Below are 11,865 nucleotides of genomic sequence, written 5' to 3' on the forward strand. Positions count from 1 at the left end.
GCGGCGACCGGCTCACCGCGGCCTCCGGGCGACGCGCGGCGCGGCGGCCCGCCGGCCGGCCGGACGAGACAACGAACCCCGATGGCGCATGACGACCTCGCATGAGATGGAAGTAGGAACATTTGCCTATCATGCGCGGCGCGTCAAGACGGTCGGATCCGAATTCCGATGGATCGCGTTTTCAGCATGAATGAAGATGGTTATCGAGGCGGACGAGGAGCCGTTCCGGGCGTCGATCTAGGATTAATTTCTATATTGCGAGGTGCTCGACGATGCGGCTCTTCGGCCTCGGACGGCGTGCCCCGGGTAATAACCAACGGCCCTGAGCCCTGCCCCGTCATCCTGAGGTGCCCGGCGCAGCCGGGCCTCGAAGGATGCGGCCCCGGCCGTCACCCTTCGAGGGCTGCGCTTCGCGCAGCCACCTCAGGGTGACGGTGAGAGTCAGTGCCGGAAGCCCTTGGTATAAGGCGCCGCAGATCGCAGACCCAATGCGCCGCCGCGCCGATCTCTCAAGGTGGGACGATGGACCGAGCGGCACGCGCGGCCGCGCGACCGCCTCGCCCGATCGCCCTGGATCGCGGGTCCGCCGCGCCGCCCGGCGCCGCGCCCGGGACACCAGACCGTCCCCGATGCAGTGAAGCGAACCGCTGCCCTCGGCACACAAACAAAAACCGCCGGGGGCGCCCGGCGGTGTCCGTCTCGTCTTGTATCCGTCTGGTCGTGGGTCGGGCGCGTCGCGGCCGGAGGCCGGGTTCGCGGTCGGCGGGTCGAGGCCGGCCGTGCCGGCCGCTCCGTCACTTCGCGCGACGCCGCCGCTGCTGGCCGAGGCCCATCTGCTTGGCGAGCTGCGAGCGCGCGGCCGCGTAGTTCGGCGCCACCATCGGGTAGTCGGGCGGCAGGCCCCACTTGTCGCGGTACTGCTCGGGGGTCATGTTGTACTGCGTGCGCAGATGCCGCTTGAGCGACTTGAACTTTTTGCCGTCCTCCAGGCACACGATGTATTCCGGCGTGATCGACTTCTTGACCGACACGGCCGGCTTCAGCGGTTCGACGGGCGCGTCGCTCTGCCCGCCCGAGACCCGCAGCAACGCCGAGTGAATCTGGTTGATGAGGCTCGGAATATCCCCTGCCGATATGCTGTTGTTGCTGACATAGGCCGACACGATGTCGGCAGTCAGCTCAATATAGTTCTGCGCGCTCTCGCCCATCTTACGTTCATTTCTCTTTGTAATGACCCGATCGCTCCCGCCCGGGCCTGCAATGCCCCATCAGGTCCGGCCGAGCCCCGAGGCCAAGCGACATCGCGGCCGACTCGCGAGAACTCTTTCTATGTATCGGCATTGCTGCGGAAAGCAAGAAGAGATTCGACCGTTGTAGATGTGAGCGTGAACTCGACAACAGAACAGGCCAACTATTCGTCGGAACGACAAGGGAAAGTACAGGCTTGTACGTTCAAATCGGTATGGCTCCCATACCGGCCCCGGACAGCGGAGCCGACCGAACCTCCCGCCCCGCCCCGGACCGCACCCGGGATCTGCTTGTTTTTGCACTGCGAAATGCCGTACCGCACCACCTCGGCACGGGTCAGGCTCGACGATGAGCATGGCCCTATCTGTCGGACAGTCGACGTAATGCCGATTTGCAGGCGCACTCCGGCACCCTAGATGAAGTCTTCCCGGCGCAAGTCCCGCGCAAGCCCCGTCGTCCGCGGCCCCCGCGCGAGCGACGCCCGACCGAAAGCCCGACCGATGCTCGACCGAGTCTCCCGTCCGCCCGCCCCGCCCTGCGTCGAGGAACGCCCGAGCGTCTCGGTGCATCACGGCGTCACGCTCGTCGACGAGTACGCCTGGCTGCGCGATCCCAACTGGCAGGCCGTGATGCGCGATCCGTCCGTGCTCGACCCGGCGATCCGGGCCGTGCTGGAGGCCGAGAACGCCCATGCCGAGGCCGCCCTCGCGCCGACCGTCACGCTGCAAGAGACGCTGTTCGCCGAGATGAAGGGGCGCATCAAGGAGGACGACGCCGGCGTGCCGTCGCCGGACGGCCCGTTCGCCTACTACTCGCGCCACCGCGAAGGCGGCGAGCATCCGCTGATCTGCCGCATCCCGCGCGACGGCGGCGCGGAGGAGATCCTGCTCGACGGCGACGCGCTCGCCGCCGGCAAGGCGTTCTTCAGCCTGGGCGGCGGCGAGCATTCGCCCGACCATCGCCTCGTCGCCTGGAGCGCCGACGACCGCGGCTCCGAGTTCTTCACGACGCGGGTGCGCGACCTCGCGACCGGTGAGGACCTCACCGACGTCGTGCCGGAGGCCTCGGGCGGCGTCGTCTGGACGACGGACTCGCGCGCCTTCTTCTACGTGAAGCTCGACGAGCAGCACCGACCGACGAAGGTCTTCCTGCACCGGCTCGGCACCGCGGCGAGCGACGACCGCGAGGTGTTCCGCACCGACGACCCCGGCTTCTTCGTCTCGATCGCGCGGCTGCAGTCCGGCCGCTTCGCCGAGATCTCGGTGCACGACCACGAGTCCGCCGAGGCCTGGCTGATCGATCTCGACGCTCCGGACGTGGCACCCCGCCTCGTGACTCCGCGGGAAAAACAGCTGCGCTACGACGTCGAGCATCACCCGGCCTTTGACGGCGGCCCGGTGCTGTTCATCCGCACCAATGCGGACGACGCCGAGGACTTCAAGATCGTGACGGCGCCGCTGGCGACGCCCGGCCGCGCCCACTGGCGCGATCTCGTCCCGCACCGGCCCGGCGTCTTCGTGCTCGGCTTCTCCGTGACGCGCGAGTGGCTCGTCCGGCTCGAGCGGGTCGACGGGCTGCCTCGCATCGTCGTGCGGCATCTCGGGCGCGGCGACGAGCACGTGATCGCCTTCGACGAGGAGGCCTACTCGCTCGGCATGGCGGGCGGCTACGAGTTCGACACCGACACGCTGCGCTTCAACTACTCGTCGATGACGACGCCGACCGAGACCTGGGACTACGACTGCGCGACGCGCGAGCGCGTGCTGCGCAAGCGCCAGGAGGTACCGAGCGGCCACGACCCGGCCGCCTATGTGACGCGCCGCCTGCTGGCGCCCGCGCATGACGGCGAGACCGTCCCGGTGTCGCTGCTGGCGCGCCGCGACACGCCGCTCGACGGCACCGCGCCGACGCTCGTCTACGCCTATGGCTCCTATGGCATGTCGACGCCGGCGGCGTTCTCGACCAGCCGGCTGTCGCTGGTCGACCGCGGCTTCGTCTACGCGATCGCCCACGCCCGCGGCGGCACCGAGAAGGGCTGGCGCTGGTATCGCGAGGGCAAGCTCGCGGCCAAGCCGAACACGTTCAAGGACGTGATCGCGGCGACCGAGCATCTCATCAGAGAGAAGATCGCGGCCCCCGATCGCGTCGTGGCGCATGGCGGCTCGGCCGGCGGCATGCTGATCGGCGCGCTCGCCAACATGCGACCGGACCTCTACGCGGGGCTGATCGCCGAGGTGCCGTTCGTCGACGTGCTCAACACCATGCTGGACGAGACGCTGCCGCTCACCCCGCCCGAATGGCCCGAGTGGGGCGACCCGATCCGCGACGCGGCGGCGTTCCACACGATCCGCTCCTACTCGCCCTACGACAACGTCGGGCCCCAAGCCTATCCGGCCATCCTGGCGCTCGCCGGGTTGACCGATCCGCGCGTCACCTATTGGGAGCCGGCCAAGTGGGTGGCCCGGCTGCGCCGGCTCAAGACCAACGACGATCTGGTGCTGCTGCGGACCAATCTCGACGCCGGCCACGGCGGCGCCGCCGGCCGCTTCGAACGCCTGCGCGAGGTCGCCCTGTCCTATGCGTTCGCCATCGCGGTGGCGGGGCGGGAATAGCGGGGCGACAACTGCCGACGAACGGCCCGCCGGGACTTCACTTTTCCCGCGCGCGGTTCTTCACCTCTCCCCGCGTGCGGGGAGAGGTCGACGTTCGCGCGATCAGCGCGAATGTCGGGTGAGGGGGCGTCTCCACGAGTCGCTGCATCACGAGTCTTTGCAGCGCGCGTCTTTGCATCGTGAATCTCTGCAGCGGGGAAACGCCCCCTCACCCGACTCGGACCTTCGGTTCGAGCCACCCTCTCCCCGCGCGCGGGGAGAGGGAAAACGGCGCCGCATCCGCCCGTCATCTCACTCCGGCTTGATGCCGGCCGCCTTGACGATCGGCCACCACTTGTCGACCTCGGCCTTCTGATAGGCGCCGAGCGCGGCCGGGGTCTGCTGGTCGGGCGGGAAGATCACCTGGGCCAGATCCTCGAGCTTCTTGCGCGTCGTCGGATCGGCGAGCGCCGCCTTGAGCGCCGCGTTGAGCTTGTCGACCGCCTCCTTGGGCGTCCCCTTCGGGGCCCACAGCGCGTGCCAGAACGTGTAGTAGAAGCCCGGCAGGCCGGCCTCGTCGGTGGTCGGCACGTCGGGCGCCACCTTCAGGCGCTCCTTGTTGGTCACCGCATAGACCTTGATCAGGCCCGACTGGATGTGCGGCATCGAGGTCGCCGGCGTGTCGAGCTGAATGTCGGTGTTGCCGGCGATCAGATCCTGCATCGACTGGCCGGCGCCGCGATACGGCACCATGGTCCACTTCACCCCGAGGGTGTTCTGCAGGAGCACGCCGGAGATGTGGCTCGGCGTGCCGACGCCCGAGGTGCCCTCGGTGACCTTGCCGGGGTTCTCCTTGATCCACGTGACCAGCTCGGCGAGGTTCTTGGCCGGCATGGTCTTGCGCGCGACGATGAAGAACGGCTGGGTCGAGATCAGGCCGATCGGCTCGAAGTCGGCGATCAGGTCGTATTGCAGCGGATAGATGGCACCGTTGACGACGTTGGTGCCGGAATGGCCGATGCCGAACGTGTAGCCGTCCGGCGCCGCGCGGGCGACGCGGCCGACCCCGACCGTACCGCCGGCCCCGGTCGTGTTCTCGACGATCACGGGCTGACCGAGCGTCGCGCGCATCCCCTCGGCGACGACGCGGGCGATGACGTCGGTCGAGCCGCCCGGCCCGAGCGGCACCACCATGGTGACGGGCCGCGACGGAAACCCTTGCGCCTGCGCGTTGTCGATCGGCGCCACGAACGGCGCCAGCACCGCGGCACAGGCCGCGGCCAGCCAAACCCTGGTCATGCGTTTCCCCGACTGTTCTTGTCGCCGGCTTTGTATGCCGACCGTCCGGCAACTGTGGCGCTCCCCGCCGGTAAAGACAAGCGACCTCGCCCCCGCGGATTCGTCGCACCAGCCGGGACGTCCCCGCATTCGACAGGCGACCGGGCCACCGTTAGTCTTCGCCCCTCGGAGCCGCGCCCCCGAGAACCGCGGCCGAGAACCGCAGCCAAGAAGCGCCACAAGAAGCGCCACCAGGAAACGCCCCGCGAGCCCTCACCCCCGCGAGCCCTCATGAGCACTCCGATCGAGATCCGGATGGGCGGCTACGGCCCGTCCACCACCTGCTTCAGCAAGGCCCTGAAGATCATCGGCGACCGCGTCGAGGCGCGGTTCGGCGACGCCGTGAAGGTGCGCTACGTCTGGAACATCATGGATCTCGGCTACAAGGCCGAGGACATTCTCTGGCTCGTGGAGTCCGGCGTGCTGAGCGTCGGCTACCAGTCGTCGAGCTACCTGACCGACCGGGTGCCGGAGATCGGCGTCGTCGACCTGCCGTTCCTGTTCGCCAGCAACGACGAGGCGCGCGGCGCCATGGACGGCGCGCTCGGCGCCTGGCTGGCGCAGAGGATCGAGGACAAGGTCGGCTACCGCATCCTCGGCTGGTTCGAGAACGGCTTCCGCCAGATCTCGAACCGGCTACGGCCGGTGCGCACGGCAGCCGATCTCGCCGGCATGAGCATCCGGGTGCTTCCGAGCGACGTCCAGGCGAGAACCTTCGCGCTGCTCGGCGCGACGCCGCTGCGTCTCGATCTCACCGAGGCGATCGCGCGCATCAAGGCCGGGACGCTCGACGCGCAGGAGAACCCGCTCGCCAACACGGTGACGTATCACGTCCACGACTTCCACCGCTTCCACACGGTGACGAACCACTTCTACGTCTCGCGCCCGGTGTTCTTCTGCCGCGCCCAGTTCGATGCCTGGCCGAAGGCGTTGCAGGAGACGATGCGCGAGGCGGTCGCGGAGGCCGTGGCCGCCCAGCGGGTGATGACCGGCGAGGAGGACGACGACGCGCGGCGCGCGCTCGATGCGGCCGGCTGCGAGCTGATCAAGCCGAGCGCGGCCGAGCTCGCGACGTTCCGGGACGCCGTCGCGCCCCTGCTCGCCGACGCACGCGAGACGTACGGCGCGGAGGCGATGCGGCTGGTCGGGCGCTGACGCCGCCTCACACTCCACTCAGGCGGCCCGCACCGTGGCGAGGAAGCGGACGACCTCGGTCTTCAGCCGGGCGCCGTTCTCGGCCAGCGCCTGCGCGGCGGTGAGCACCTGCTCGGAGGCCGTGCCGGTCTCGCTGGCGCCGCGCTGGACGTCGCCGACATGGGCGCTGACCTGCAACGTGCCCTGCGCCGCTTGCTGGGCGTTGCGCGAGATCTCCTGGGTCGCGGCGCCCTGCTCCTCCACGGCGGCCGAGATGCCGGTCGCGATCTCCGACAGGCGGCCGATGGTGCCCGAGATCTCCTTGATGGCCGTGACCGACTCGCTCGTCGCCGTCTGCATGCCGGCGATCTGGCTGGCGATGTCGCCGGTCGCCTTGGCGGTCTGGGCGGCGAGCGCCTTCACCTCGGAGGCGACCACCGCGAAGCCCTTGCCGGCTTCTCCGGCGCGAGCCGCTTCGATCGTCGCATTCAAGGCCAACAAGTTGGTCTGCTCGGCGATGGCCGTGATCAGCTTCACCACGTCGCCGATGCGGGTCGCCGCCTGCGCGAGCTCCGCGACCCGCGCATTGGTGCGGCCGGCCTGCTGCACGGCGCCGTCGGCGATCCGGCTCGACTCCTGCACCTGACGATTGATCTCGTGCACCGAGGCCGCCATCTGCTCGCTCGCCGAGGCGACCGACTGAACGTTGACGGCGGCCTCCTCCGAGGCGCTCGCCACCGTCGTCGTGATCTCCTCGGTGCGCTGCGCCGTCGCGGTCAGCGTGTGGGCGGAGCTCTCGAGATCGGCGGATGTGGACGACACGGTCTCGATGATCTGGCCGAGCGCCGTCTCGAACCCGTCGGCGATCTTGTGGATCTCCTGCCGACGCTGCACCGTCACGCGCCGCTCGGTGTCGGCCTGGAACTCGCGGTCGAAGGCGAGCTTCGACTGCATCGCCTGGATGTTGCGCAGCGCCTGGCCGATCTCGTCGTCGCGCTTGATCAGGATGCGGCCGGTGAAGTTTCCGCGCGCGATCCTGTCCATGGCGAGGTTCAGGCGCCCGAGCGGGCGCAGCGTCGCCTGGATGGTGCGCAGCCCCAGCCAGCCGCCGTAGACGAGCCCGATCGCGAGCATCGCGGCCACGAAGGCGAGCGCGACGATGTAGTCGCGATCGGAGGCGTCGAGCAGCAGCTTCGACTCCTTGCCCTGGATGGCGACCAGCCGGTCGAGATCGCTCTTGGCGGCGGCGTAGAGCGGGTCGACGCTATCGACCAGCGCCGCGCCGAGCGCGTCGTGCTTGCGCGCCGACAGGAGCGCCAATGCCGGCGCGATGCCGGCCTCGAGGAATCGCTGCTGCTTGGGCGCATAGGCGTCGGCAACCTCCTTCTCCTCGGGAGTCAGATAGGTGGCGAGATACGCCTTCCACACCGTATCGATCGCGCTCCGATTGGCGGCGATGCGGGCGGCGACGTCGCCCGGCGCCTGCCCGGCGCGCACCCTGGTGATCGCGTCGTGGAGGGCGAGCATGTCGTCCCTGAGCCGATCGTTGATGACGAAGAGCTGCTGCAGCGGCACGACGCGGTCGTCGTACAGCGACCGCATCATCGCGTTGGTGTCGCGGGCGGCGTAGAGGCCGCCGACGCCGACCAGCAGGATGAAGCCGACCAGGACGGCGACCAGCGTGACGAGCCGCGCCTTCATGGTGCCGGTGAACAGCGAGAGACGATCCCACAGGCTGCGCTCGCGCAGCAGGCCGGCGGCGAGCGCGAAGTCGCACGGCTTTTTGGCGCGGATCTGCGCATAGGCGCGCTCGGCATCGGCGCGCTGCTCGGCGGTCAGCTTGCTGCGCACCGACTGGTAGCCGGCGATCTGGTCGTTCTCCCAGATCGGCGTGACGCTCGCCATCACCCAGTAGAAGTCGCCGTTCTTGCGCCGGTTTTTCACCGCCCCGGCCCACGGCCGTCCGGTCTCGATCGTGTCCCACAGATTGGCGAAGGCCTCGACCGGCATGTCCGGATGGCGCACGATGTTGTGCGGCTGGCCCATCAGCTCGGCTTCCGAGAAGCCCGAGGCGGCGACGAACTGGTCGTTGACGAAGGTGATCTTCCCCTTCTTGTCGGTCTTCGACACGATCAGGGTGCCGTCGGGAAGAACATGCTCGGTGTTCGACACCGGAAGGTTCGAGCGCATGGGGCGGAATCCTCGGGGCCTCGGTCGCGATGTCACGGGGAACGTGCACGGCTGTGGGACGCCGCCGCGCAGGCGCGACCTGCGGACACGAACCGGCAAGCAGACAACTTTCACAAAAGATGCGTGATGGCCGTCTATCGAGCGTTAATGACGCGAGCGCGCGTATTCCGTAGAAACACCGAGGCCTAGGCGCTTCTTATAAGGTGGATTCGCTGGTCCGGGGGATGCGCCTAGATCGAGCTGGCAGGGGTGCGTTCAGTAGCGATACGCGAGGCTGGCCTGGACGTGCCCCCCTAGGCGCAAAGTTGGGAGTGAAGGCACCGCCTCTCGGTGGTCGTCGTCCGCGCAGGCGGACGACCCAGTATCCACGGGCGTTCGTAGCTTCAGTCGAACTGTGCGGCGTACTGGGTGCTCCGCCTTCGCGGAGCATGACCGAGGAAATGCTTCGAACCTGAGCTTGGCGCCTTTGGGAACGAGCCCGGCCATGACAACGAATGACGGTCGTCGCCGAGAATGCCGACGTGACCCGGCGGCGCGAGGCGTGCGCCGGGTCACGGTCGTTATCACGATCCCTCCGGGAAGAGCTGATGGGGCCCTCCCCGGAGGGTCGCGCCCGCGCGACGCTCTTACGAGCGGCGCGTGGCGACGCGGCGGGCCGGGCTGCCGCGCAGGATCAGATAGAAGACGACGCCGAAGGTCATCAGCGGGAGCAGGATCGGGGCGGCGACGGTGATGGAGTCGAACATCGGGGGTCTCCTTTATCGGTTCGATGCCATGGTTACGGCGCGGTTTCCGGCGCGGATCACGTCGCGCGCGCCGCGATGCTGCGACAAATCCGTCCGTCGCGCCGCGACGTCCCGCCGCGCGGCCGGAGGGTCGCAGGCGGTGATCCGATCTCACATCGCGGCTCTCACGCCGCGGCGGCGAGCCAGTCGCACACCGCCGCCGGCATCGCGTGCACGTGGCCCGGGAACGCGCCGCTCGCGAAGCCGACATGGCCGCCCTCCTCCGGCTGCCACAGCGTCACGTGCGGACCGACCTGGTCCCGAGTCGGCAGCGACCAGCCGGGCACGAAGGGATCGTTGCGGGCGTTGAGCACCAGGGTCGGCACCCTGATCGCGGCGAGATGCGGCTTCGCCGAGGCGCGCCGCCAGTAGTCTTCGACGCCGGCGAAGCCGTGCAGCGGCGCCGTGAAGCAGTCGTCGAACGCGCGCAGCGTACGGGCGGCGAGCAGGCGCTCGCGATCGAACAGGCCCGGATGACGACGCAGCGTCTGGAGAGCGCGCGGAGTCATGCTGCGCAGGAACATGCGCGCGTAGACGAGGCGGTTGAAGCCACGGTCGATCGCCGCGCCGGCGGCGGCGAGATCGAGCGGCGCCGACACGGCGGCGACGGCCCGCACCACGGCTCCCGCGCCGTCGCCAGCCTCCTCGACGGAGCGCAAGAGCGCGTTGCCGCCGAGCGAGACGCCGGCGGCGAGGAGCGGCGCGCCGGCCCGTTCGCGCAGGCGCCGAAGGATCCAGCCGACCTCCTCGTGGTCGCCGGAGTGATAGGAGCGCGGCATCCGGTTCGGCTCGCCCGAGCAGCCGCGGAAATGCGGCACGCAGAACCGCCAGCCGCGCGTCCGCGCCGCGAGCGCGAAGGCGACGGCGTAGCGGCTCGCCGAGCTGCTTTCGAGGCCGTGGAACAGCACCAGCCAGGGCGCGCCGTCCGGGACGCTGCGGGCCGGTGCCGGCAGATGGTCGACGTCGACGAAGTCGCCGTCCGGCGTGTCCCACCGCTCGCGCTCATAGGCCGGCATGGCGTCGGCCCGCGGGGCCGAGAACAGCGCCGGCCAGATGGTCTGCGCGTTGCCGCCCGGCAGCCACCAGGGGGCGCGATAGTGTTCCAGTGACGCGGTCATTGCGGGCGCACTGTACGCCACCGCACCGGTCGCGCAATCGAACGCACGCCGCGCCGCCCGCGACGACACCTCCTTCCGTCACGCCCCGCAACTACGCCCTGAAATTTCGATCGCTCGCGCGTATCCTCGCGGCCGTCCACAGGTCGCGCCGCACGGATCGAACGCTGTCGCGGCGCGCCACATCCGGCGCGGCGGCGCGTCCGCCGCGCCCGGCCTCCAGGGGGCTCGCGGTGAAAATTTCGGTCATCGGCATGGGTGCGGTCGGCACCGAGGTGGTCGGCCATCTGCTCGCCTCGACGGCGGCGAGCGAGATCGTCGCGGTCGACCAGAACGTCGCCAAGGCGCAGGCGGAGATCTGGGACTTCGCCCACACCACCTCGTTCATCTACGCCAAGAACCCGCGGCTGATCGCCGGCGGCTGGCCCGAGACCGTCAACAGCGACATCGTCGTGATCACGGCCGGCGCCCAGCTCAAGCAGGGCGAGAACCGCGACGCGCTGGTCGAGGTCAACAGCCGGGTCATCAAGGATCTGATCGAGCGCACCGAGGCGACCTCGCCGAACGCCATCGTGCTGATGGTGACCAACCCGGTCGACGTGATGGCGCAGGTCGCGGTGGCGCACTCCTCGTTCCCCAAGGAACGGGTGATCTCGCTCGGCACCATCGTCGACACGGCGCGCTTCATGCGCATCGTCTCGGAGCATGTCGGCATCGATCCGAAGAACATCTTCGGCTACGTGCTGGGCGACCACAGCCACACCGGCTTCATCCCGTGGAGCCTGTGCAACGTCTGCGGGCTCGACGTCGACGCCTTCTGCGCCCTCAACGGCGTCGCCCCGATCGACCGCACGGCCGTGCGGGCGCGGGTGCTGCAGATCGGCCTCGACATCTTCGCCGGCAAGGGCAACACCAATCACGGCATCGCCGCGAGCGTGTTCCGCATTATTCGGGCGGTCGCCGGCAACGAGCGCTCGGTGCTGCCGGTCGGCACGCTGCTCGAGGGCGAGTACGGGGTCGACGGCGCCGTGATGAGCGTGCCCTGCGTGATCGGCCGGCGCGGCGTGCAGAAGATCATCGCGTGCCGCTTCACGGCCGAGGAGCAGGCGGCCTTCGACGTCTCCCACGCCCATGTCCGCGAGCTGATGGCGCTGGCGGGGCTGTAGGGCGGCGCAGGTCTCGGACGCCGATCGGCAGCAGCCTCGTGTCCCGGACGCGGTGCCCTGCACCGCGAGCCGGGACCCAGGGCGACAGGACGGAGCGCCGACCGTGCGGCCCCTGGGCCCCGGCTCTGCGGCGCGTCGGGCCTGCGGCCCGCCCCGCCTTGTCCGGGGCACGCGGTCGAGAACCGGGCCTGCGTCTCATCGAGAGGGATACGCCGTCACGCGTGACGGCTCACCCGTGGCTCTGCTCGAGATGGCGGCGCAGATCGTCGATCGAGTCGAAGCGCAGCGTGCCGTGCTC

General features: G+C 69.5%; 7 protein-coding genes. 3 read left to right on the forward strand and 4 right to left on the reverse strand.

The annotated features are described in order from the left end of the window. Positions 1-794 precede the first annotated feature (794 nt). The gene (locus CCR97_RS01555; RefSeq protein ID WP_111360147.1) at positions 795-1,208 is read right to left on the reverse strand and encodes a Ros/MucR family transcriptional regulator; all 414 of its coding nucleotides are present in this window, start codon (positions 1,206-1,208) and stop codon (positions 795-797) included. A 540-nt stretch (positions 1,209-1,748) separates the two neighbouring features. Between CCR97_RS01555 and CCR97_RS01560 the strand changes: the two genes are divergently transcribed. Then, positions 1,749-3,860 (forward strand): S9 family peptidase, encoded by a 2,112-nt coding sequence (locus CCR97_RS01560; protein ID WP_201159246.1) that lies wholly within the window; start codon positions 1,749-1,751, stop codon positions 3,858-3,860. 291 nt (positions 3,861-4,151) lie between these two features. Here CCR97_RS01560 and CCR97_RS01565 read toward each other — a convergent pair whose 3' ends face one another. Further along, complete coding sequence (locus tag CCR97_RS01565; protein ID WP_111359655.1) at positions 4,152-5,138, reverse strand: tripartite tricarboxylate transporter substrate-binding protein; 987 nt, start codon at positions 5,136-5,138, stop codon at positions 4,152-4,154. Between the two features lie 270 nt (positions 5,139-5,408). Here CCR97_RS01565 and CCR97_RS01570 point away from each other — a divergent pair, with 270 nt between their 5' ends. After that, entirely contained in the window at positions 5,409-6,332 is a 924-nt protein-coding gene (locus tag CCR97_RS01570) for a TRAP transporter substrate-binding protein (protein ID WP_111359654.1), read from the forward strand. 18 nt (positions 6,333-6,350) lie between these two features. Here the strand turns inward: CCR97_RS01570 and CCR97_RS01575 are convergent, their stop codons facing one another. Both CCR97_RS01575 and CCR97_RS01580 read right to left on the reverse strand, forming a co-directional pair. Next, positions 6,351-8,501, reverse strand: a complete 2,151-nt coding sequence (locus CCR97_RS01575; protein ID WP_111359653.1) for a methyl-accepting chemotaxis protein — start codon at positions 8,499-8,501, stop codon at positions 6,351-6,353. A gap of 910 nt (positions 8,502-9,411) precedes the next feature. After that, the gene (locus CCR97_RS01580) at positions 9,412-10,404 is read right to left on the reverse strand and encodes a YheT family hydrolase (protein WP_111360321.1); all 993 of its coding nucleotides are present in this window, start codon (positions 10,402-10,404) and stop codon (positions 9,412-9,414) included. A 230-nt stretch (positions 10,405-10,634) separates the two neighbouring features. Here CCR97_RS01580 and CCR97_RS01585 point away from each other — a divergent pair, with 230 nt between their 5' ends. Next, on the forward strand, positions 10,635-11,567 hold the full coding sequence (locus CCR97_RS01585; protein WP_111360322.1) for a lactate/malate family dehydrogenase: 933 nt from the start codon (positions 10,635-10,637) through the stop codon (positions 11,565-11,567). Positions 11,568-11,865: the final 298 nt, after the last annotated feature.

Origin of the sequence: Rhodoplanes elegans (assembly GCF_016653355.1) — a bacterium.
GTDB lineage: Bacteria > Pseudomonadota > Alphaproteobacteria > Rhizobiales > Xanthobacteraceae > Rhodoplanes > Rhodoplanes elegans.

What these genes read in the sequence shown, in the direction of transcription:
- CCR97_RS01580 (WP_111360321.1), bottom strand. Translation starts at nt 10,404, where the DNA reads ATGACCGCGTCACTGGAACACTATCGCGCCCCCTGGTGGCTGCCGGGC.
- CCR97_RS01570 (WP_111359654.1), top strand. Translation starts at nt 5,409, where the DNA reads ATGAGCACTCCGATCGAGATCCGGATGGGCGGCTACGGCCCGTCCACC.
- CCR97_RS01575 (WP_111359653.1), bottom strand. Translation starts at nt 8,501, where the DNA reads ATGCGCTCGAACCTTCCGGTGTCGAACACCGAGCATGTTCTTCCCGAC.
- CCR97_RS01560 (WP_201159246.1), top strand. Translation starts at nt 1,749, where the DNA reads ATGCTCGACCGAGTCTCCCGTCCGCCCGCCCCGCCCTGCGTCGAGGAA.
- CCR97_RS01555 (WP_111360147.1), bottom strand. Translation starts at nt 1,208, where the DNA reads ATGGGCGAGAGCGCGCAGAACTATATTGAGCTGACTGCCGACATCGTG.
- CCR97_RS01565 (WP_111359655.1), bottom strand. Translation starts at nt 5,138, where the DNA reads ATGACCAGGGTTTGGCTGGCCGCGGCCTGTGCCGCGGTGCTGGCGCCG.